Origin of the sequence: Pandoraea cepalis, from assembly GCF_902459665.1 — a bacterium.
GTDB classification, from domain to species: domain Bacteria; phylum Pseudomonadota; class Gammaproteobacteria; order Burkholderiales; family Burkholderiaceae; genus Pandoraea; species Pandoraea cepalis.
Window position 1 is genome coordinate 87,779 of sequence record NZ_CABPSL010000009.1, and the last position, 22,852, is coordinate 110,630.

General features: G+C 60.1%; 20 protein-coding genes. 12 read left to right on the top strand and 8 right to left on the bottom strand.

Annotation, left to right across the window (positions count from 1 at the left end):
* Window positions 1-222: 222 nt before the first annotated feature.
* From PCE31106_RS13220 to PCE31106_RS13275, 12 genes are all read left to right on the top strand, one after another.
* The gene (locus tag PCE31106_RS13220; protein WP_150563557.1) at window positions 223-1,452 is read left to right on the top strand and encodes a CaiB/BaiF CoA transferase family protein; all 1,230 of its coding nucleotides are present in this window, start codon (window positions 223-225) and stop codon (window positions 1,450-1,452) included.
* A 20-nt stretch (window positions 1,453-1,472) separates the two neighbouring features.
* Window positions 1,473-2,252 carry an enoyl-CoA hydratase-related protein gene (locus PCE31106_RS13225; protein ID WP_150563558.1) on the top strand — a complete coding sequence of 260 codons (780 nt, stop codon included), beginning with the start codon at window positions 1,473-1,475 and terminating at the stop codon, window positions 2,250-2,252.
* A 33-nt stretch (window positions 2,253-2,285) separates the two neighbouring features.
* A complete protein-coding gene (locus tag PCE31106_RS13230; RefSeq protein WP_150563559.1) occupies window positions 2,286-3,953 on the top strand; it encodes a class I adenylate-forming enzyme family protein in 1,668 nt (555 codons plus the stop codon).
* 1 nt (window position 3,954) lies between these two features.
* A complete protein-coding gene (locus tag PCE31106_RS13235) occupies window positions 3,955-4,725 on the top strand; it encodes an enoyl-CoA hydratase/isomerase family protein (protein ID WP_150563612.1) in 771 nt (256 codons plus the stop codon).
* 1 nt (window position 4,726) lies between these two features.
* On the top strand, window positions 4,727-5,473 hold the full coding sequence (locus PCE31106_RS13240; RefSeq protein WP_150563560.1) for an SDR family NAD(P)-dependent oxidoreductase: 747 nt from the start codon (window positions 4,727-4,729) through the stop codon (window positions 5,471-5,473).
* Between the two features lie 39 nt (window positions 5,474-5,512).
* Entirely contained in the window at window positions 5,513-6,679 is a 1,167-nt protein-coding gene (locus PCE31106_RS13245; protein WP_150563561.1) for an acyl-CoA dehydrogenase family protein, read from the top strand.
* A 9-nt stretch (window positions 6,680-6,688) separates the two neighbouring features.
* Complete coding sequence (locus tag PCE31106_RS13250; protein WP_150563562.1) at window positions 6,689-7,564, top strand: 3-hydroxyacyl-CoA dehydrogenase family protein; 876 nt, start codon at window positions 6,689-6,691, stop codon at window positions 7,562-7,564.
* Between the two features lie 2 nt (window positions 7,565-7,566).
* Complete coding sequence (locus PCE31106_RS13255; protein ID WP_150563563.1) at window positions 7,567-8,247, top strand: 3-hydroxyacyl-CoA dehydrogenase family protein; 681 nt, start codon at window positions 7,567-7,569, stop codon at window positions 8,245-8,247.
* Window positions 8,244-9,386, top strand: a complete 1,143-nt coding sequence (locus tag PCE31106_RS13260) for a CaiB/BaiF CoA transferase family protein (protein WP_150563564.1) — start codon at window positions 8,244-8,246, stop codon at window positions 9,384-9,386. The genes PCE31106_RS13255 and PCE31106_RS13260 overlap by 4 nt, the downstream gene beginning before the upstream one ends.
* The gene (locus PCE31106_RS13265) at window positions 9,383-10,372 is read left to right on the top strand and encodes an NADPH:quinone oxidoreductase family protein (RefSeq protein WP_150563565.1); all 990 of its coding nucleotides are present in this window, start codon (window positions 9,383-9,385) and stop codon (window positions 10,370-10,372) included. Before PCE31106_RS13260 ends, PCE31106_RS13265 begins: the two co-directional genes overlap by 4 nt.
* A gap of 161 nt (window positions 10,373-10,533) precedes the next feature.
* Window positions 10,534-11,772 carry an ABC transporter substrate-binding protein gene (locus tag PCE31106_RS13270; protein WP_254441034.1) on the top strand — a complete coding sequence of 413 codons (1,239 nt, stop codon included), beginning with the start codon at window positions 10,534-10,536 and terminating at the stop codon, window positions 11,770-11,772.
* An 81-nt stretch (window positions 11,773-11,853) separates the two neighbouring features.
* Complete coding sequence (locus tag PCE31106_RS13275; RefSeq protein WP_150563566.1) at window positions 11,854-13,194, top strand: MFS transporter; 1,341 nt, start codon at window positions 11,854-11,856, stop codon at window positions 13,192-13,194.
* 352 nt (window positions 13,195-13,546) lie between these two features.
* Here the strand turns inward: PCE31106_RS13275 and PCE31106_RS13280 are convergent, their stop codons facing one another.
* The 8 genes from PCE31106_RS13280 to PCE31106_RS13315 form a co-directional block, all read right to left on the bottom strand.
* On the bottom strand, window positions 13,547-14,566 hold the full coding sequence (locus PCE31106_RS13280; RefSeq protein ID WP_150563567.1) for a zinc-dependent alcohol dehydrogenase family protein: 1,020 nt from the start codon (window positions 14,564-14,566) through the stop codon (window positions 13,547-13,549).
* Window positions 14,567-14,597: 31 nt separating this feature from the next.
* Window positions 14,598-15,464: a polysaccharide deacetylase family protein gene (locus tag PCE31106_RS13285; RefSeq protein ID WP_150563568.1), complete on the bottom strand. Its 867-nt coding sequence runs from the start codon at window positions 15,462-15,464 to the stop codon at window positions 14,598-14,600.
* 165 nt (window positions 15,465-15,629) lie between these two features.
* Window positions 15,630-17,309, bottom strand: coding sequence for a cation/acetate symporter ActP (gene actP, locus PCE31106_RS13290; protein ID WP_150563569.1), 1,680 nt, complete (start codon window positions 17,307-17,309; stop codon window positions 15,630-15,632).
* Entirely contained in the window at window positions 17,306-17,620 is a 315-nt protein-coding gene (locus tag PCE31106_RS13295; protein WP_150563570.1) for a DUF485 domain-containing protein, read from the bottom strand. Before PCE31106_RS13295 ends, actP begins: the two co-directional genes overlap by 4 nt.
* 81 nt (window positions 17,621-17,701) lie before the next feature.
* On the bottom strand, window positions 17,702-18,505 hold the full coding sequence (locus PCE31106_RS13300) for an enoyl-CoA hydratase (RefSeq protein ID WP_150563571.1): 804 nt from the start codon (window positions 18,503-18,505) through the stop codon (window positions 17,702-17,704).
* 59 nt (window positions 18,506-18,564) lie between these two features.
* Window positions 18,565-20,346: a CoA-transferase gene (locus PCE31106_RS13305; protein WP_174975164.1), complete on the bottom strand. Its 1,782-nt coding sequence runs from the start codon at window positions 20,344-20,346 to the stop codon at window positions 18,565-18,567.
* On the bottom strand, window positions 20,336-21,868 hold the full coding sequence (locus tag PCE31106_RS13310) for a class I adenylate-forming enzyme family protein (protein WP_150563573.1): 1,533 nt from the start codon (window positions 21,866-21,868) through the stop codon (window positions 20,336-20,338). The genes PCE31106_RS13305 and PCE31106_RS13310 overlap by 11 nt, the downstream gene beginning before the upstream one ends.
* A 26-nt stretch (window positions 21,869-21,894) precedes the next feature.
* Complete coding sequence (locus PCE31106_RS13315; RefSeq protein ID WP_174975166.1) at window positions 21,895-22,695, bottom strand: enoyl-CoA hydratase/isomerase family protein; 801 nt, start codon at window positions 22,693-22,695, stop codon at window positions 21,895-21,897.
* Between the last annotated feature and the right edge of the window lie 157 nt (window positions 22,696-22,852).

Genomic DNA, 22,852 nt, shown 5'->3' on the forward strand with positions numbered 1-22,852 from the left:
TTTTTGTGTCTTCGGAGTGTAGTCGAAATACACAGTGAGATGCCCAGTGTCCTCAGACGTGGACACATTCGTTAACTCCGGGCCAACTCGCACATGCATCATTTTCGATTGAGCAGGTAACGCAACCGGTTTATTCCTCTGAACTTTGGATTGAGTGCGGCGCAACATTTTTCGTGCTGGCACGGTTGTCGCATAGGGAAGGCATACGACCGAGACACTGAAATGAATCCACTCGACACACTTCCACTCGCGACCACGACCAGCGGGCTCGAACTGCTCAAGGGCGTCCGGGTCCTGGATCTCACGACCTCCATCGCAGGCCCCTACGGCACACAGTTGCTCGGCGACCTCGGCGCTGAAGTAACGAAGATCGAGCGGGTCGGCACCGGTGACGACACCCGGGCGTGGGGCCCTCCTTTCCTCGATGGCGAATCGCTCTGGTACCTAAGCATCAACCGCAACAAGGAAAGCCTGACACTCGACATCAAGCAGCCCGAGGGCCGGCAAATCCTCGACAACCTGCTCGCGTCGACCGACGTGCTCGTCCTAAACACGGTTCAAAGTGTGCAGCGCCGCCTCGGGCTGGACTTCGCATCGCTGACGGCCCGGTATCCATCGTTGATCCACGTGGCGCTCACGGGCTTCGGCTCGTATGGCCCGCGCGCCAACTTGCCATGTTATGACCTCATTGCGGAAGGCTATTCGGGCGTGATGGACCTGACGGGCGAAATGGAATACGGGCCACAGAAAGTCGGCACGCCGGCAGCCGACCTGCTCGCTGGCCAAGACGTCGCCCTCGCCACCGTCGCCGCGCTGTATGAGAGACAGCGCACCGGGCGCGGCAAAAACATCGATGTGTCGATGGTCGCGAGCATGGTCCGCTTCATGGCGCCGCGCATCGTCCCATACCTTGGGTCGGGCGAACGCATCACTCGCTCAGGCGGACGCGATTCCGTCATTGCGATCTACCAGGTCTTCGAGACCGCCGACGAGCCGATTACGCTCGGGCTGGGCAACGACGCCATCTGGCAGCGATTCTGGGTGGCCGTCGGCCAGCCGGAATATGGCGCCACTCAAGCGCTCGCAACCAACACAAGTCGCCGGGCGCAGCGCGCCAGTATCGTCGAGGCGATTCAAGCGTTGCTGGTCACGCGCGAGCGCGAACACTGGTTGACATTGTTCAACGATCACAGAATTCCGGCGGGTCCGATCTACCGGGTCGATCAGGTCGTGCAGGACCGGCATCTGCTCTCGGAAGGATTGTTTTATTCTGTCGAAGGAACGGCCCGCAAGGTGCCCCAGGTCGGTCTTGGCATTCGCTTCGACGGCAAGAGCGCGGTCCATCGCAGCGCGCCGCCGCGCCTGGGCGCGGACACGGAACGCGTGTTGCGCGAACGTCTTGGCCTGTCGGAAGCACGCATCGCTAGACTCAAGGAACGACAGATCATCTGAACATCAACAAGGAGACAACGATGAAATTCGAGGAAATCCTGTATCACGAAGATGGCCCCATCGGCACCATCACGCTCAACCGGCCGCACGACGGCAACATGTTCACCGAGACGATGTGTCACGAGATTCGCGACTGTATCGAGAACATCCGTCGCGAGACGCGTACCCGCGTGATCGTGATTACCGGCGCGGGCGACAAATTCTTTTGCACCGGTGGTCGAAAAGACGGTATGGAAGACTCGCTGCTCTACGCTGGGGTGCTGCCAACGCTAGAGATGTACGAGAGTATCGATCGCCTGCAGAAGCCCGTGATCGCTTCGGTCAACGGCTTTGCCGTGGGCGGCGGGAACGTGCTGCAAGTCGTGTGCGACGTCACCATCGCTAAAGAAAGCGCCATCTTTCGTCAAGTCGGACCGATGGTCGGTAGCTTCGACGCCGGCTACGGCACGTGGTATCTGGAAGATCTCGTCGGCAAAAAGCGCGCGAAGGACATCTGGTATCGCAACCCGAAGATCAGCGCACACGAAGCGCTCGAATGGGGCCTGATCAACATGGTCGTGCCCGACAACGAACTGGAGGACGCGACCCGCAAGTACGCGCTCGAGATCGCGCAACGCGGCGCGCTGGCGCTGGCATCGATCAAGTCGGCATTCAACGCACGCCATGGCGGAGTGAGCGGTCTGTCGCGCATGTCGCACGACATTCTGTTGCGCGGCTATCTCGAGTCGGACGAGCACGCGGAGCTGGCATCGGCGTTCGCCGAGCGTCGCGATCCGGACGCCTCGAAGTTCGGTCACTGACCTCGCCCGCTCATCGATATACGGACCGACGTCATGCAAAACATACTGACGCTTCACAATCCCCAGCGGGCGCGCGAATACTACCTGGCCGGCATATGGCAGCAGGAGACGCTGTACTCACTCGCCCGTCGCCATGCGCGCGAGCGGCCCTCGGCCCACGCTCTGCGGGATGCGACCCGACGCCTCACTTGGCGCGAAGTCACCGAGTGGACCGACAGCGTCGCGGAATCGCTGCATCGCGGCGGCCTGCGCCCGGGCGACCGAGTGGGAATCTGGCTGCCAAGCGTCCTTGAAACCGTCATCATCTTCCTTGCGTGCTCGCGCAACGGCTACGTCTGCGCACCGTCGCTGCATCAGAACTACACGGTCGAGGAAATTGCTGTCCTGCTCGAGCGTATCCAGTGCAAGGCACTGTTCACGCAACCCGGCTACGGGGCGAACGGGCGAGCGGCGTCCATCTTCGATCGCGCACGATCCATTCCCGGATTGATGATGATCTACGACCGCGAGGCGGCACAGGATAACCTCGACAAACTGGCGTTTCCCGACGCCGCACCGCCAGCGGTACTGCATGCACCGGACCTCGATGCAGACAAGATCGTCTATCTCGCCTTCACTTCCGGCACGACGGGTGCGCCAAAGGGGGTCATGCACAGCGACAACACCCTGCTCGCCAACGGACGTGCCCTCGCCACCGACTGGGGCCACACTAGCCAGACACGACTACTGACGCTCAGCCCGATGAGCCATCACATCGCGACAGTGGCGATCGAACAGATGCTCGTCACTGGCCTCGAACTCTGCATGAGCGCCCCCTCTGCCGGCGCCTCTGGTCTCGACTGGATCGTGAAGACCGAGGCCGATTATGTGATGGGGGTGCCGACGCACGCCATGGACGTCCTCGCGGAGGTCGAACGCCGCGACCTCGATCGTCTGGGTCACGTGAAGACGTTCTACATGGCCGGCTCGGCCATCCCGCGCGACGTCGCCCAACGCTTCATGAGCCTCGGCGTAACGCCGCAGAACGTCTACGGCATGACAGAAAACGGCTCGCACAACTATACGCGGCCGAGCGACGGCGCCGACACCATTGTCTCGACGTGCGGACGTCCATGCCAAGGCTACGAAATCAAGCTCTGGAAGCGAGATAACATCGACGAAGAAGCCGAACACGGTGAAATCGGAGAAATCGGCGGACGCGGTGCCGTGCTCATGCTGGGCTACTTCGACAATCAGGGTGCTACGGAGTCGTCGTTCAACCGGCATGGCTGGTTTATGAGCGGCGACCTGGGCATGCTCACCGAAGACGGTTGTCTGCAGATCGTTGGCCGTAAGAAAGACCTGATCATTCGCGGCGGACACAACATCTTCCCCGCAGGCATCGAAGAACTCGCGATGCGCCACAGCGACGTCGACCGTGCCGCCGCATTTCCGGTACCCGATGAGCGTCTCGGCGAGAAGGTATGCCTTGCCATTCTGGTTAAGTCCGGCGCGTCGGTCAGTGCCGAATCGATGCTCGATCATCTCGCCGCTGCGGGCCTGTCGAAGTACGACATGCCGGAGTACTTTGCTTCACTAGACACGTTTCCGCTTACGGCGAGCGGCAAGATTCTCAAGCGCGAGCTCGTCGAACTTGTACGCAACGGCGGTCTCACCCCCGAGGCAGTCCGCTATCGCGAGAAAGCCAATCCAGGAGTCTGAAGTGTCAGTCACGCTCAAGATCATTGACGGCATCGCGCAGGTGGGCCTGAACCGTCCGGAAACGCTCAATGCGCTGAGCTTTTCCGTACTCAGCGAACTCTGCGCCGCGTTCGACGAGGTAGCGCGCTCCGATGCAAGGGCATTGGTCATCACGGGAAGTGGCAGCAAGGCATTTTGCGCGGGTGCCGACATCAAGGAGTTGTTGAACCGCAGCCTCATCGCCCAGCGAGAAGGCGCTGCGCTGGGACAGGCCACGTTCGCAAAGCTTGACGCGTTGCCTGTGCCGTCGATCGCCGTGATCAGCGGCTATGCGTTCGGCGGTGGGCTCGAGCTGGCGTTAGCGTGTACGTTCCGAATCGCCACGCCCAACGCCAAGATGGGCCTGCCGGAGATCAAGCTGGGACTCATTCCCGGCTATGGCGGAACCCAACGGCTGCCGCGGCTGGTCGGGCAGGCACGCGCGCTCGAACTGGTTCTCTCGGGCAAAACGATCGATGCGACAGAAGCAGAACGCATCGGGCTCGTCAACCGAATTATCGAAGGCGACGACCCGATTGCGCTCGGCTGCGAATTCGCCGACCAGTTTGCACGTTACAGCAGGTGCGCCTCGCTATTCGCACGAGAGGCCGTTCTGCGCGCAGCCGAAGTCAGCCTGAGCGACGGCCTGAAGATCGAAGCAGACCTCTCGACGCTGGCCTACCAGACGGCCGATGCGGTCGAAGGGATGACCGCCTTCGTCGAGAAACGCAAGCCCGATTTCAAGGATAAATGACATGGACAAAGGCTGCATTCTGGTGACCGGCGCGAGTCGAGGCATTGGGTCGGCGATCGCCGAAGCGCTAGCGCTCGATGGCTTCACCGTAGCGTGTCTGTCGCGCTCCGGCGCGCTGCCGGCACGAGAAATTTCAGATCCCGACGTGCGCGCACGCTTCGTGACGACCGCATGCGACGTCACGCGTCATGACTCGGTCAAGCAGGCCGTCGAGGACACGATGCGCCGCGTCGGGCTGCCACTCGTGGGTTTGGTCAACAACGCGGGCCTGCATCTGGAAGATGACGCCGCGTCCCAGTCGATCGCGGAATTCGAGCAGGTCATGAGCATGAACACGACGTCGGTGTTCATGGCGAGTCAGATCGCCTATCCGTACCTGCGCGACGCCGGCGGCGCAACGATCGTCAACATAGGTTCGTTCTTCGACAAGCTCGGCGTGCGCCGCAACTCGGCGTACTGCGCTTCGAAGGCGGCGGTCGGCGCCATCTCGCGCTGCCTCGCCGTCGAGTGGGCGAGCGACGGCATCCGTGTGCATAACGTGGCGCCTGGCTACATCGCCACCGACTTAAACAAGGCATCGCTGTCGAGCGGGTCGCTCAGCCGATTCCTCGCAAAGCGGATCCCGACTGGCGCACCCGGCGCATCCGAAGACGTGGCGCAACTCGTGCGACTGCTGTTCACCGTTACGACCGGTTTCATGACCGGCGAGACGATCTACCTCGACGGCGGTCAGGGGATGGCGCTCTGAGCGCCAACGAATCGGAACACACGGATTAGGCACTCAACCATGAACGTACTCGAAAAACTGGACGCGAGCCTTCCGCTGTCGGGGGAAGAGCGGATGATCGTCGACAGCGTGAAGTCGCTGGCGCGCGACCGGATTGCACCCCGCGCCGCGGAATACGACCGCACGTCGGCGTTTCCGTGGGACAACGTCAAGGCCATCAACGAACTCGGTCTGAACGCAATCTTCATCCCGGAAGAATACGGCGGCGCGCGACTCTCCTTTACGTGCTATGCCACGTGCGTGCGCGAGATCTCCGCCGCATGTGCCTCGACGGGCATCATCTGGGCGACAAACTTCCACGCCATCAAGCCGGTCGTGGAATTCGGCAGCGAGGAGCAGAAGGCACGGGTCCTGCCGCGCATTGCAGAAGGCGGCCTCGCGTCACTCGCCATCACCGAAAGCGGCGCCGGTTCTGACGCCACGGGCATGCGCACGACCTTCACACCCGATGGCGACGATATCGTCATCAACGGCAGCAAGGTCTTCATCACCAACGGCGACGTCGCCGATCTGTATCTGCTGTTTGGCAAATGGTCTGAAATCGACAACGCCAGGGACGCCATTTCGGTACTCGTTCTCGAAAAGGGCACCGAGGGCCTGTCCATTAATGGCCTCGAACACAAGATGGGCACCCGCGCGTCGAGCACGGCGTCTCTGTCGTTCGACAACTGTCGCGTGCCGCGTGCCAATCTCATCGGTCAGCCGGGCGACGGGCTTGGCATTCTGTTTGGATCGCTGAACCGGTCGCGCCCTAGCGTCGCGGCCCATGCACTGGGCATTGCGCGGGCGGCCTTCGAAGACGCCACAGCGTACATCAACGAACGCAAGCAGTCCGGGCGCAGGATCATCGACTTCCAGGGCATTCAATTCATGCTGGCCGACATGGCCTCTGAGCTCGTGCTTTGCGAATCGCTGCTGTGGCAGGTCGCGAGCCGGGTGGACAGCGGGGTATCGGACTTCGGCATCGAGGCTTCGATCCTCAAAATGCGCGCGACGGACGCCGCGATGCGCATCTCGACCGACGCGGTTCAGTTACTCGGCGGCTACGGATACTGCTCGGACTACCGGGTCGAGCGACTCATGCGCGACGCCAAGATCACGCAGATCTGGGAGGGGACGAATCAGATCCATCGCCAGCTCATCGGTCGCAGCTTCATCGAAAAATAGGAGACGAACATGACATCGATAAGAACCGTCGGTATCGCAGGCGCTGGCACGATGGGTGCTGGCATTGCCATCGTCGCCGCACGCGCCGGCTTCGTGACGCGAGTCTATGACACGCGGAACGAAGGGCTAGCCGTGGCTCGCACCCAAACCGCTGCATTTCTTGAGAAATCCGCGCAGCGCGGCAAGATTCCCGAAGACGCAGTGCCGGAAAGCCTGTCGCGCTGGCACGGCACGACCCGACTCGAAGACCTCGCGGACTGCGACATCGTCATCGAAGCGGTATTCGAGGATCTTGGCGTCAAGCACGACCTCTTCTCGCGCCTCGACAAGGTGTGTGCGCCGCACACGATGTTTGCGTCCAACACGTCGACGCTCTCGATCACCGAGATTGCAGGCGGCTCAGGCAGGCCCGATCGATTCGTCGGCATGCACTTCTGCCTTCCCGCTCAATTGATGAAGCTCATTGAAATGTCTCCTGGCCTCAATACCAGCGACAAAACGTTCGAGCAGGCATGGCAGTTTGCGCTGGCGCTCGGCCAGACGCCCGTGCGCACGCAGGACACGCCTGGGTTCATCCTCAATTACTTTCTCGTCCCGTTCAACAACGATGCGATACGACTGGTCGAAGCGGGTGTCGCTGAACCAGCGGACATAGATCTCGCGATCAGGACGGCGCTGGGCTACCCGATGGGACCGCTGGAACTGCTCGACCTCGTCGGCATGGATACCCAGAAGCTGCTTTGCGCCGCGCTATACGCGGTGACCAATGAACCGCGCGCCGCCTGTCCGCCGCTGGTGCGCCGCATGATCGCCGCAGGCTGGCTCGGCAAGAAAGCGGGCCGCGGCTTCCACGCCTACGGCGACACCAAGATGTTCGGAGCTTGACCATGAGCTACAGAGTGATTCAGTCGGGCGACAGCCGCTCGTTTCCGTCTGCCCACGCGTTCATCGAGACCGCGGGTACTGGAACATCAGTCGTATTTATCGGCGCCCACGCGGGCAAAGCGTTTGCCGAGTCGCAGGCTAGTTTGGTCGATGCGCCGTTCGTCGCCATCGAACTGGGTACGGAGTGCCTCGGCCAGCATACTGGCGAGGATGCCGGCAAGGAGGGATCGAATGTCGTCGGGTTTGCACGGTTCCGGCTGGGCGACGCCGAGCCCAGCGACCTCATTGAGCTGGTACGTCAGCCCGCCACCCAGCCGCCCACACTCGCGCTGGCCAAGGCCGCCTTCGAAGGCGCGGGATTGCGCGTGGCTGTTTGCGGTGACTTCCCGGGGCGCATCATCGATCGGCTCATCCGACCGTACTACAACGCGGCGCTGCGTCGTCTTGACGACAAGCTCGCTACCGCTGAGGACATGGACAAGACGCTGCGCCTCGGTCTCGGCTATCCAGAAGGCCCGATCGCGCTCCTCCACCGCACAGGACTGCGTCATCACTACGAAGTCACCAGGCAGCTCAGTGAAGCGCTCGGCGACGCGGCCTACGCGCCGGCTCGGCGCGCACAGGTGGCATACCGGCGCGCCATGGACGGCGCCGGCGCTGCCGATTCCGGAGCCGAACAATGACACGTCAGCCGCTCGCGGGTGTGAAGGTGCTGGATTTCAGCACGCTTCTGCCAGGTCCGCTTTGTACGCTTCTGCTCGCCCAGTCGGGCGCTGCAGTCATCAAGGTCGAGAAGCCAGGCGTCGGCGACGACATGCGCACATACCACCCCAGGTCTGGCGATGACAGCGTCAACTTCGGAATGCTCAATCGCGGAAAGCGATCGATCGTGGTCGACCTGAAGTCCGAGGAAGGCCGTCGGTCGATCCTGCCGCTGATCGCCGAGGCCGACGTGCTGGTCGAGCAGTTCCGCCCTGGCGTGATGCAACGTCTGGGACTCGGCTACGAGGCGCTGGCGCAGCTCAACCCCACGCTCATCTACTGCTCGATCACCGGCTATGGACAGACAGGGCCCAAAGCCCATCAGGCCGCACACGATCTGAACTATATGGCGCAGAGCGGGTTGCTCGGGCTCTCGCGCGGAAGCGATGGGGCGCCCGTGCTCCCGCCCGCGTTGCTCGCCGACATCGCAGGCGGCGCGTATCCGGCGATGATGAATATCCTGTTGGCGTTGCGTCAGCGCGATTCCGATGGGCAGGGGCGCTATCTCGACGTGTCGATGTCAGACAACCTGCTCACGTTCGCGTACTGGGGACTGGGCCAGGGCCTCACAGGTCATGGCTGGCCCCGCCCGGGCGGTGAACTCGTGACAGGCGGCACGGCGCGATACCAGATCTACGGCACCAGCGACGGTCGATATCTTGCCGCGGCGTCGCTGGAAGACAAGTTCTGGCACAACTTCGTCAGCGCCCTGGGATTGACCGAGTTGACCGGCGCCGACGGCACCGAGGCAGGGATTCGGGACAAGATCGCCTCAACCCTCCGAGAACACCCGGCCGATTACTGGCTCGAGAAATTTGCCGGTATCGACACATGCGTCGCCCTCGTGGTCGACCTGAGCGAAGCGGCCTCCGATCCGCATTTCCATGAGCGAGGTGTCTTCGCACAACGTGTGCGACTCTCAGGTGGCGCCACGATATCCGCGCTGCCGCTTCCCGTGGACCGGCAATTCGGGGCCGACGACGAGGTGCTCGACGCACCCAGGCTCGGCGCAGACGTCGCGTCGTTCAACCCTGACATGCAGCGCGGAGGCAACGCATGAAAGCCGCCATCGTTCGCAACTTCGGCGAGCCCGGCGACGTCGTCATCGGTCAACTGCCGGATCCGGCGGTGCGGGATCACGACGTTCTGATCGAGATACGTGCCGCAGCCATCAATTACCCCGACCTGCTGGTGATCCGCGGGCGCTATCAGAACCTGCCCCGACCGCCTTTCGTGCCGGGGAAAGACGCGGCCGGGGTGGTCCTTCAAGTGGGTGCGTCGGTTCGCCGGTTCAGGCCGGGAGATCGGGTCGTCGCGCATTTGGAATACGGTGCCTATGCGTCACGTGTGGCCCTTCCCGAGCGCTATTGCGAAGCGCTGCCGGACGAGATGTCGTTCGACAACGCTGTCGCGATGGGATTGCCCTTCCAGACGGCCTACTTCGCACTGTGCGAACGCGCGCGCTTCACACAGGGCGAAACAGTTCTAGTAACCGGCGCTAGCGGCGGCGTGGGGGCCGCGGCCCTGCAACTCGTGCGCGCGCTGGGCGGGACGGCAATCGCCGCCATCAACCGTCCGGGGCAGGCGTCGCAAGCGCTGGCCGATGGCGCGTCGCACGTCGTCGATCTGTCCTTGCCCGACGTTCGCGAAAGCCTTCGGCAGCAGGTGTTCGATGTGACAGATGGGCGCGGTGTCGACATCGTGCTCGACGCGCTCGGTGGCGACGTGTTCAACGCCGCGCTTCGCACGTTGGCCTGGTGCGGGCGAGCGGTCGTGATCGGCTTTGCCGCGGGCGGCATTCCGCACATCAAGGCCAACTACCTACTGCTGAAGAACATCGAAGTCTCCGGCCTGCAGTGGAGCGACTACCGCGAACGCGACTCGCGGCGTGTCAACGACGTCCAACGCAAACTACATGAGCTTTACGCGAGCGGCCAGATCCACCCGCGCATCGCGCTCAAGTTGCCGTTGGATAAAGTCGGCGAGGCACTCGACGCGATAGATCGTCGCGCCGTCATTGGCAGAGCCGTTCTCGGCTTCGATTGATACTAGGTTTCATCGAGCTATCACGGATACTAAACTTCAGATGATTAGGTATACGAATCAAATAAATAAGTTTCGCTGCCGGCTCATCGAATACCCATCCCAGGGAATGGACGAATCGATTTACCGGGAACACTCATGAGAGAACATCAAGGAGACACAGTATGAAATCTCAACGTATTCACGCAGTGCGCAGAGGCGCGCGCTGTGCGCTCGTGTGCGCGCTGGCGTCGATGATGCACGTGAGCCACGCGGCCGATGCCCAGGCTGGAGGGCCGGTTCGCATCGGGGTCATCGTGGACATGAGCGGCGTCTACTCCGGGATAGGAGGCCCCGCAGGCGTGACGGCGGTCAAGCTGGCCGTGCAGGATTTCGGCGGCAAGGTACTCGGCCGCCCTATCGAAGTGCTGTCAGCGGACTATCAGAACAAGGTTGACGTTACCGCAACGAAGGTTCGTACGTGGTACGACAACGATAGCGTCCAGGCCGTCATCGAATCCACCGACTCTGCTTCTGCGCTGGCTTTGCAGCGGCTCGGTGCCGAACGAAAAAAAATCACAATCTTCGCAGGCTCGGCCACCACGGATCTGACGGACAAGCAATGCTCGCCATACGGCGTCCACTACGTCTATGACACCTATTCACTTGCGAACGGCACCGCTCGCGCCCTGGCAAAAGCCGGCTACAAGCGCTGGTTCTTCATCACTGCGGACTACGCGTTCGGCAGCTCCCTCCAAGCGCAGGCGACCCGGGTCGTCAAGGAGATGGGGGGGGAGGTGGTAGGCGCCGTGAAACATCCGCTGTCGGCCTCGGATTTCGCTTCGTATCTGTTGCAAGCGCAGTCGGCCAAGCCCCAGGTCGTCGCGCTGGCCAACGCCGGGCGCGATACGCAAAGCGCCGTCAAGCAGGCGGCCGAGTTCGGCCTGTCGCGCAACAACGTGATCGTTGCGCCGCTGTTGATTTTCGACAGCGATCTGAAGGGCATGGGCTTGAATGCGGCGCAAGGCCTGCGTTTCACGACGGCATTCTACTGGGACCAGAACGACCAGACACGCGCGTTCGCGAAGAAATTCTTCGCGGCGACGAACAAGATGCCGACCATGGTTCAGGCGGGGATGTACTCGGCAACGACCCATTATCTGAACGCGATAAAGGCGGCAGGCACGCTCGATAGCGACAAGGTGATGGAGAAGATGCGCGCCATGCCGATCAATGACTTCTTCGCCAAGGACGGTCGCATCGAAGCGAACGGTCTGATGCTGCACGACATGTATCTGGCAGAGGCGAAGAAGCCGTCGGAATCGAAGGGCGAGTGGGATCTGCTGAAGATCGTCTCCGTCATTCCGAAATCGGAGGCTTTCGAGCCGTTGGCCGACAGCGACTGCCCGCTCGTCAAAAAGTGAGATGTCTTGAGGGACCTTGGCGCGACGACGTCGTCGCGCCCGGGAACATGTGTCGGAGAACTCGGGAAACTGGAGACAGTTATGGAAGCAGTAAGCGTTGACGACGTCAGCGAAGCGGCACGGGAAGGAAGCCAGGAGACGCGCCGCAAGAGCGCGATCAAGGGTGCGGTCTTTTCGGAATTCGTCGACATGTTCGACATCTACTTGCCGGTGATCATTCTGGCTCCCATACAGACATACTTCCTTCCGAGAAGTGTGTCGGGCGGATATCAGGTGATCCTGGAATCGCTCGTGTTCATCACGACGCTCCTCGGCCGCCCCCTGGGTGCACTCCTGTTCGGGCGAATTGCCGACCGTGTCGGACGGCGCGCCGCCTCGATCGCGTCGGTGAGCGGGTTTGCCGTTGCAACCTTTCTGATCGCCCTGATCCCAGGGTATGAGACGATCGGCATCGCGTCGTATTGGATTCTGGTGCTGCTGAGATTCGTCGACGGCATATTCCTCGGTGGCGGCTACACCGGGGCATTGCCGCTTGCCATCGAATACTCCCGGAAAGACCAGCGCGGTTTGGTCGGGGGCTTGATTCTGGCGGGCTTCCCCGCCGCCTACGTGGTGATCAACTTGCTCGCCATGATCATGTTCGCGGTCTTCCCGATGAACGGCCCCCACTCCCCATATGCGCAGTGGGGATGGCGCATCCCGTTCCTTTTCGGGTCGGTCATGGCGGCATTGTTGGCCGTCTACTACATCCGCAAAGTATCCGAGTCTCAGGTATGGCAAGGCAAGGCGTCCGGTAAGGCGCAGAACACATCGGAGGATCGACTCGTCACGGGCCACGCGCGCCGCAATCTCGTGCAAGTGCTGCTGATGATGACCGGATTCTGGCTCACGCAGAACATCGTCGGACTGTTCCTCCCTACGGGAATTCTCCTAAAGCGGCTGCACCTCACGCCGCTCCAGATGACCGCGACGCTGATGATGGCCTACTCGGTGCTCTGCTTCGGATATGTGGGTGCTGGCATACTGGGGCAGCGATTTGGCCGCCGCAAGATGCTGTCGATCATCGGTGCGTTGACGTCGACAGCGGGCGCCGGTCTGCTCTATTTCCTGATCGGCGCCGCCGACGTTGCTCACTCGATCATCGTGCTGGTGGTTTGCGCGTTGGCCCTTGTCGTCAGTTCCGCATGGGCGGTAATCGTCACATACATCAACGAGCGATTTTCAACGGGTATCAGAGCAACCGGCTTTGGCATCGGATACAGCCTCTCGGTCATCATTCCCTCGTTCTACGCGTTCTACATGAACTGGCTGGGGATATTCATGCCGTCACAGTACACACCGGTTGCATTGCTCTGCATTGGCGGCGTGATTGCCTGCATCGGCGCACTTCTGGGGCCTGAGACGAAAGACGTCGATCTCTGAGCGGCAAATTTGTTGGGTGCCCGCAGCATGGCGCGCTTTATTTGCGGATGCAGCGGACACCCCGACGTCGCCTGGAAAGGCTATACATAAAGGCGTGAGGGCTCAGAACTGTGTTGAGCCGCTCAAGCGGCGCGCTCAGGGACTGGCCCGCGGTTATCGCCGAAACTTATCCGGCAATCGTTCGACATTTGCACGGATGAAATCCCACACGACGTGAATATGCCGAATAGGAAACAAGTCCTGCGGCGCGGCGATCAATGTGAAATCTTGCTGCGAGCGACTCCCAGCGCTGTGAAGCGCGGTTCGGGCGCTTACAACCGTCCCACTGAAATTGAACTTGGCTCGGCGACAACTAGGGAACGGATGTCGCCCCTGCGAGATTTATACGTTCCACTCCATGGGGCGCGACAAGTATTTTCCCCCCATCTCGCACACGATCGGCGTGCGCAAGGGCTTCGTTGATGTTCTCGATCGAATACACGCGTTCAATATCAACTCGCAGTCCGTGCATGATTCGTCGGGAGACCTCCTGGTAAATTGCCGCGACATCATCCTCACGTTTCCTATCGAGAAATCTCCCGAGCAGAAAGCCGGTGAATGTCAAGCCCCGATAGACCAACTGTGCAGGCGACAGCACAATACTCTCCCTCGACACTGAGCCGTAGGTGCATACGACGCCTCCGTCAGCGACGCACGACGCGATACGATTTGTCGCCGATCCGGCCACAGCATCGATTCCCAAGGCAATTGAGGCGTTGTTCGTCAGTTCCTTGACTGAGGACGCCAGATCCTCGCTGTCCGTCAGGCAGACATTGACGCCAAGACCGAGTAGTTGCTCGCACACCTCGTCGCGCCGAACAACATTCACGGTGTTGATCCCCCGCTCCTTAGCGAAAGTGATGATCATCCGGCCAACTGCGGAATTGGCTGCATTCTGAATAATCCAATCCCCACGGTCGAGCTTCACCACTTCAGAAAGGAGCAGATGGGCAGTGGGCGGGTTGATACGTATCATCGCCGCCTGCGCGATGTCAATTTCCCTTGGAAGCACAATTATCCGGTTAGCCTTGACAAGACGACGTTGCGTCCAGTTCTCGCGATCGAGATTGATGACGAGGTCACCCACGGAAATGTGCTGGACCGAACTCCCGACCGCGACGACTTCCCCTACGCATTCCGCGCCTGGAACCGCGGGCAATTCCGGCTTCAATCTGTATCGTCCCCAGCAGAACGATATGTCTGCGGGGTTGATAGGGAACGCCAGCACATCGAATAGGACTTCGTCTTCGCCAGGGCGAACGATATCCGGAGCCTCGATGCAGTGGACGTACTTCTGCGGATCGCCATACTGCGCAACGACAACAGTCTTCATGATGTTTTTGGTCTCGATTCGATCTGTCAGATCAATAGGTCTTGGGCAGATAGGTGCCACTGACTTCTTCCGCAATGCTTCCAAAAATCGTTCCCATCATTTCGCGAGTCGACAATCCAGCCATCGGATGGAGTGCCTCCAGCTCGGTGAGAATGGCCGGTGGGCAGTCCGGCAAGGTGAATCCATCGATATGTGCCCACTTCTGAATTTGATTCAGAAACCGCGGTGTCACAATGCCGGCCGGTGCGTTGTTGACGGGATCGCGCATCGCTTCGGAAAGAGAAACGAAGGTGACGCCCGATTCGGCAAACCGATCGAGTATCTCTGGCAAACATTCGGCGGCGAGGGGGGTTCCGTGAATCAACCAGATGTGAGGAAAGTCTCTTGAAAACACCCGCCTTGCGGCAGAGGCGTGGTTCGCCAACTGCGTTAGGGCCGTCTGCACGAACTGCTTCTTGATGAGTTCGACCGCCACCCGATCACCGTGCATCGACGCGCGGTAATGTGGCGCAAGAAACTCAGTGTCATAGAACCACGACGTAATCGGTACGGTCTGATATCCGCGCTTGACCAGATAACGATGCACGGCGTCGTGCTTCTGCTGCGAATCGCCCCAGTTGTCCATTGCGTATCGAAAGTACTTCGCCGGCGAACAGGACAGCCATGGCCCGACAAACGCCTCGGTTTGCTCGATATCGCCAATATACTGGTCTGCGGGGATCCAGTTGAGACTGGCGTGATAGTGCGTATGATTGGCAATGAAGTGCCCTGCCTCGATCCACGCGTCCAGAAGCTTGAATAGCGCGGGATTTCCAACGCAGGGCGAAGTGCACGAGAATGCATATACGCCGCTAATGTCATGACGGCGAAATGCTTCGATCAGGGCTCGCGTTACCACTGCCGGACTAAACCCCGGAGCCCATCGGGTTTGCTTCCAGAGGAAGAGATCGTCTACGGTAACCGCAAGCCTAATGGGCTCCATTGTTCCGACCCTCGAATCATTTTGTTGAACAGGCTGCCATCCCCTGAGTCGTCTGGGGACGGTCAGGTCGCGACGAGCGCTTCAGTGTTGGCTCGCGCCTTCCGCCCCGAGCCCGGTCTCAGCGCGAACGGTCTGCAGATCGAAGGCTTGTCTTGCATGAACGGCAGCCGCGCTGTGGTCCAGTTTCGAAACGACATAAATCACGAGAAACGCAAGCGGCATTGAGAACAGCGCCGAATGGTCGTAAGGAAAGATTGCGTGAGGATGCCCAAGCACCGACTTCCACACCGCGGGCGACAGAATCACCATCCCCACTGACGAGACGAGTCCCACGAAGCCGCCCCACATGACCCCGCGGCTCGTAGCGCCTCTCCAGTACATGGAGGTGACCAATGGTGGGAAGTTGGCTGATGCTGCCACGTTGAACGCCAATGACACGAGAAATGCCACGTTCTGGCCACGGAAAGTGATACCCAGTAGCACTGCAACAATTCCGATGACAATGGTCACTTTGCGCGTCAAGCGAACTTCTTCTTCGCCGGTAACGTTCGAGTTCCTGCGCAACACGTTAACGTAGATGTCGTGAGAGATCGACGAGGCACCCGCGAGCGCCAGGCCCGACACAACAGCCAGAATCGTCGCAAACATGACGGCAGCGAGGAATCCGAGCAACGGATCGCCTCCCAAAGCCGTGGCAAGATGCAGGGCCACCATGTTGCCTCCACCAAGCAATTTTCCACCGACTTTCCCGCCCTCGAAGAAGCGTCCGTCTGTGCTCACAATGACTATGCTGGCCAGTCCGATCACGAACATGGCGACAAACATGTAGCCGATGCAACTCGCCGCCACAAGAACACTTTTACGCGCTTCACGTGCATTCGGTACCGTAAAGAAGCGCATCAGAATGTGGGGCATTCCGCACAATCCGAATACGGTAGCCAGCGACAAGGAAATCGATGAAATCGGATCGGAGAACAGCGTGCCGGGCCCCATGATCGCAGCACCATTAGCATGCACTCTAACCGCGCTCTCCGCGAGACGCTCAAAGTCAAAATTGAAGTGTGCGAGTGCAAGGACCATCAAGAGCGTCGCGCCAAAAATGATAAGGATGGCTTTGATCAGTTGAACCCAGGTGGTCGCTATCATCCCTCCGAATGTCACGTAGATAATCATTAATATGCCGACTGAAATGACGGCGTAGTTGTACTTCAAGCCGAACATCAACTGAACGAGCTCGCCCGCGCCGACCATTTGGACGATAAGGTAGAAGAAGACCACCGTAAGCGAGCCGATCGCAGCCATCCATCGCACGCCAACGTGATCGAGACGATAAGCAATGATGTCGACAAGCGTGTATCGCCCAAGATTTCTACCGCGCTCAGCCGTTAGCAACAGCATCACGGGCCACCCGATGAAGAAACCGATGCAATACAAAAATCCATCATAGCCGCGCGCATAGACGAGACTGACCACGCCTAGCATCGTGGCTGCGGATAGATAGTCACCCGCTACAGCCAGTCCGTTTTGCAGCCCGCTGATCCCTCCCCCTGCAGAAAAGAAGTCCTTCGCAGTAGCTGTGCGTCTGGCGGCCCACCACGTGATAGCGAAAGTGATGCAGACGAATACAAGAAATATGCCGATGGCTGCAAGATCCAATGGCTTCCCGCCGCCCTGTTGCGAAGCGACAGCTTGGCGCGAGAGCAGCATGAATCCCAGAGCGGTTGCCAGTACCGTGCGGGACTTTGGATGGCTAAGATTCATCGCGCCACCTCATTGAGGAGAACGGCGCTCAGCCGATCAAACGTACCATTTGCCATGTACACATAGATCCAGGTAATGGCCCAGCCCAGAACGATAATCCCGACGGCCAGAACCACGCCGATGGTTGTGGCCTCGCCTGGTTCTACCGGCATGCGCAGGATTTGAGGGAAGAAAGCGACCAACGCGATCAAGAGGAAATTTGCAATGAGGCCGACCGACATCAGCAAGCGCACGACCTTCGCCCGTCGCGTTACGAGCTCCTTAAAAAGCATGTGCTGACTAATACGTTCAGCGACGTCGGGACTATCCATAATGTGTCTCCTCCTAGGCCGCACAGCTCCAAGGCCGCCGACCGGTTGTATTGTTATTGGGGGGCTACAGGTTGCTGGCGTTCAAACGGACTTTCCGCGCGAAATCGATTTCGCCAATCCCTCCTTGCGTCGTTGCTGGAACGATTCGGAGAGATGGCTCAGTTGGTGGGCGTCAAAATGCGCCGTCATGGCAGCCTTCAAGCCCTGCATGTCGAGTCCGCGATTGATGGAGCGCTTCACGAGCATGATCGCGAACGCGTCGCCGGCTGCAATTTTCTGTGCAAGTTCCATCGTTACGTCGCGAAGCGCATCGCGCGGTACGACGCGATTGACCATGCCGACTTGGGCGGCGTCATCCGCGCACATCTTTGCGCCGGTGAAGAGAAATTCTTTGGCCTTGCGAGCCCCCATCACCCACGGATGGATCATCACCTCAACGCCTGCGGTGCCGAGGCTTTGGCAGACCGGGTCGGAAAAGAACGCGTCACTGGACGCGATAACCAGATCGCACATGTTCGCGACCATGAAGCCACCGGCGACACAGGCGCCCTGAACCTCAGCGATTGTCGGCTTGGGACAGTCGAGAATTCTCAATGCGTAATCGAAGTAATAACGCGTCTCGTAAGCCCATCGTTGTTCGACCGTAAAGTCTGCACGTTTGAGCGCGGCTTCCTTCAGATCATGGCCGGCGGAGAAGTGGTCCCCTTCGCCAGCAAGAACAATTACCTTGACCGTGGTGTCGTCGGTGGCGCGGCGTACAGCGGAATCGAGTTCGTCGAGCAATGCTTGGCTCTCGGCGTTTCGGGCTTGCGGGCGGTTGTGTGAAATTCTTGCAACGCCCGCCTCGACGGTGTAAAGAACATTTTCATATGCGATTTCAGTCATCAATGGCATCCTTCCGGTTAATTGGTTTTGCTCGAGTGACGTTTGCGGGGCATCGCGCTTTAGTTCAGAAACAATCGGTCAGGATCGAGATGGCGCGCCAGATCCAATTCTTCGTCGGTGGGTTCTGGCTCCAGGATCGGCGCGGAGCACGGCTTTACGGCCCATGTGCACTCGCGTAACGCCTCGCCAACGAGCGCTTCAACGTCTAGGCCGTTGCGTGCCTGAACCCGCGTCAAGACGAAATCGGCGGCGCTGTGCGGGCGTTCGAAGACTGCCCATGGCGTCACGACTGTCAAGACGGCACGTCCGGGCGTTGTAATGAAGGTGGCTGATTGGACCAGGCGTTTTGACGAGTGAGCAATTGTGACGAGAATCTCGCGTGCGCCACTCCCGATATCGTTTGCGCCACCAGACCCCGTAAGCAACATCCCGGGCAGTTCGCTACTGTTCAGATTCCCCCGCGCGTCCACCTCTGCAGCACCGAGGACGCCGAATGCTCGATTCTGCGCACCGCCCGTCAGCAGGCCGAGCGTCAACTGGGTATCGCTTAGCATCGAGCTGCCCGCCATATTCCGATAGTTGAAAAGGAACGGATCCCCAGGCGACGGAACGTATCCGAACATTCCCGATTCGACCATGAGCGGTAGGTGCTTACCCGATTGGCCAAGCTGAATGGCGGCCATCCAGGCGGCAAGCGACGAAATGCCAAGCCCAGCAAGAAGTGCGGACGGCTCGCTACCGGTCACGCGATCACGAAGCACTCGGGCAGCAAGAACCACATGCTTTTCCGCTTCGGTGGCCACGCTGCCGTATGAGCGAGCGCGCTCCGACACCCGCTCGACTTGCCATCCGTCATTCGACGTGCGTCCCTGCAGCGCCTGAATACGCCGATTGCCCAGTTTTTCGAGGTAGTCGTTATGGTCACGGCAATCGAGGATCCACTCCTTCGTCCATTCAAGCAGCGTGTCCAATGTCCTGCCCGCGCGGCGCAGATCGGTGAGCATCTCGTAATCGTCCGTGTACCCGGAGAGCTCAGGAATCGGTGCGCTAGGCAGGGAATTCGGGTGGCCGCCGAGTGGCACATGACACACTGCCGAAACCGCATAGGCGGGTACTCGCACATGTTCGGGGTAGCGCCGCAGAAATTCGCCACTGACGATGTGATCGACCGTTGCAATGACCGCCCGTCCAGCGCAGAAGGCGGCCCATACGCCGTCATAAAGGGGAGGACAGATCAGGATGTTGCCGTCGTCGTCGGCGGCCAATCCGTGAATGAAGGTCACATCAGGCGATAGCGGTGCGACCACCTGTGCGTCCCCCTCCTCGAACGGATTCTTGACGGGCGACGTCGCATTGATCGCCGCGAGGCGCTTACCCATGTCGCTACCGACAAGCGAGCGCGTCGGCATGAACGGCAAGCCCAAGGCGGCGGCCATCAGCCGATGCGACAGGGTCAACAATGACCAATTCTCAAAGATCACGCGGCCGCTTTTCGCCGCCTCGACATAAAGGGGGTGTGGCGCCGGAGTCGGATAAGTCATTGCGTGAATGGACGTGATCACGTGCTTGACAAGCCCCCCCGCAATCATCGGGGCATGTTGGTTGGCCACTGCGGGCGCTACCAGCGTAAACTCCGGATCCATGTTCCAAAACTGCCGAATTACCTCGAACATCGCCGCATTTGGACGTGCCATCGAGCCGCCGAAGTAGAGGGTGTCCTTCTCACGAACGTGAGCGGCAACCGCTTCCGGAAGACTCATGAAACGCGCCACTCCAACTCTCGCGCGCGACAGCGCACGCCAGCGTGCTGCGATATCGAACGCGCTCATATCAGTTTGCATTGAACAGGCTCCGCCGAAGGATGGGCTTCTTGACCTTCCCCGCGCCGGTTCTCGGAATCTGGTCATGAGATAAGGTGCGGACGGCTTCCGGCCACTTGAACTTCGAGAGCTTGCCGTCGCAGAACGTCTGAATCTCCGTGAGATCGAACTCGCGTCCATCCTGACGTGGAACTAGCACCGCGAGCACGATCTCGCCGAGGACGTCATGCGGCTGTGCCAATGCAATGGCCTCTCGTACCTCGGGATGCGTCGCGAGGCACTCCTCAACCTCGAGGCTCGAAATGTTCTCCCCACCGCGCCGAATAATCGACTTGAGGCGGTCCACGAAGTAAAAGCGTCCGGCCCTGTCGCGAAATGCCAGATCGCCCGTGTGAAACCAGCCGTCGTGTACGGCGTCCTGCGTCTCGGCAGCGTTATTGAGGTAACCAGCGAAGCCCTGGCCAAACCGGGCGACGATTTCGCCCACCTCTTCAGGCTCACATTCGCGGCGCGTCGTGATGTCGACAACCCGCAGGTCGATCCCCCGTACTGGCGCCCCCATACAGGCGTATGAGAAGGGATTGTCGTCCGCGATGAAGTTCGTCAGCGTTCCGAAGGTTTCGGTCATGCCGTAGCCGTCGATGACTGGACAGCCCCATCGCGCCTGGAGCGCGCCGCGGCGCGGTGAGGAGCCAGCGCCAAACACAAATCGCAATCCTCCGAGCGCAAGTCGTTCGTCTGCGCTAACCGCCCGCTGTTGCAAAATGTAGAGGATCGTCGCCATCGTCCAGAGCACCGTAGGTCGGCTGCGGGCGGCCTGCTCCCAGAAACGGGACGCGCTGAAGCGACGTGCCAGTATCAGCGTGCCCGCCGACATCAAGGTCAGGGACATGCCCCAGTTGAGTGCGGCGCTATGACTAAGTGGCGTAACCAGCATGATCCGGTCGCGTTCCCAAGTCTTGAGGCACTCCGCATATCCGGAGATGGCACGCACCACCGCGCCGTGAGTCTGCAAACCGGCTTTGTGTGCGCCGCCCGTCGTGCCGGAAGTGAATGTCGCCGCCAGGCCATCGTGCTCGTCGATGTCCGCGTGCCGCGGCAGGGAGGGGCCGGTCGGGACGAGCGTATCGTTCGTCATGTCGGTCACGCCAGCAACAGTGACTCCAGAAGTCGCTTCGTGAAACTCACGGGCTATCGTGGCGAAGTCTTCACCGTGAATGAGGTAATTCGCGCCAACGCTCTCCAGCATGCTCACGAGCTCCGACAGCGTCAGTGCCGGATGCAAGCCGACGCAAACCGCTCCGATCTTTTGGCACGCCAGGTACGTCACGACCCAGTCTGGCGAGTTGTGCATCAATAGCGCGAGGATGGATTTCCTGCCGACGCCCAATTCCATCAGTTCCCGTGCACGAGCGCTAGCAAATTGATTTGCTTGCGCATAGGTCAGATGAATGTCGGAGCGGTCCGCTTCGGCAACAAAGTGCAGGAAAGGACGGTCGGGGACACTTTGGGCGGTGCGCTCGAAATAATCGATTAACAACATGATGGATAGTCCGGTAGTTCAACCTGTCAGACTGTGCGGAAATCACGCCGTTCTCGCACCGCCTGGTGGAGACGCTCATTTGCCTCGGGCGTTGCAAGCGTGTCGACAAAAAGGGCGCGTTCTTTCTGAAGGCCTTCTTGGAGCGAGGTTTCACTTGCCTGATGAATGAGTCTCTTGCCGTGTGCGATCGCGGTTGGCGAAAGCTTGTCAAACCTCTTCGCCCATTCCAGTGTCAAGTCGAGTACCGGGCCCGAGCTCACCTCATGCACCAGCCCGACTGCGAGCGCTTCCGCGGGCGACAGGCGCCTTCCGAACAACACTAGCTCGAGCGCGCGGGCCGCGCCAACAGTTCGTACAAGTCGTTGCGTCCCGCCAGCGCCTGGCACAAGTCCGACAAGAATCTCAGGCTGCCCCAGCAGGTAATTGCCGCTCTCGGCTATTCGAAAGTCACAGGCAAGCGCAAGCTCGCAACCGAACCCCATTGCGTTGCCATTGATCGCTGCGATCACCGGCTTTGCAGAGTCCTCAATGCGTCGGAAAAGGACATCCATCTCGCGCTCGGGTGTGTGCGCGTGTTCGGCATACCGATCGCCACGTCGGGTCAGTTTGCGGCTCAATGCCTCAAGTTCTGCTAACTCGTAATGCTGGATAAACACACCGGCATCCGCGCCGGTGAAGATGACCGTTCGCACAAGTGGATCGCGCTCAGCAGCACGAAACGCGCGCAGAAGCTCGCCGACAAGTTCATGCGTCATGTATCCGTGAGGTGGATTGGAGACTGTGATCACGGCTGCGCTGCCGTAGGATCGGGTGCGAACTTCACTCATTAGACGCCTCGTGATGGGAAACATAGAAGCGATAATATGACAGAGCGCTCGCTCTGCAAACAATTTTTTAAGAGCGAGCGCTCTATAATGGCGATGACGGCACAGGTTGGTAAGCCTTGACCTATGGGGCATCGCGACCATTTACCGGAACGACGGC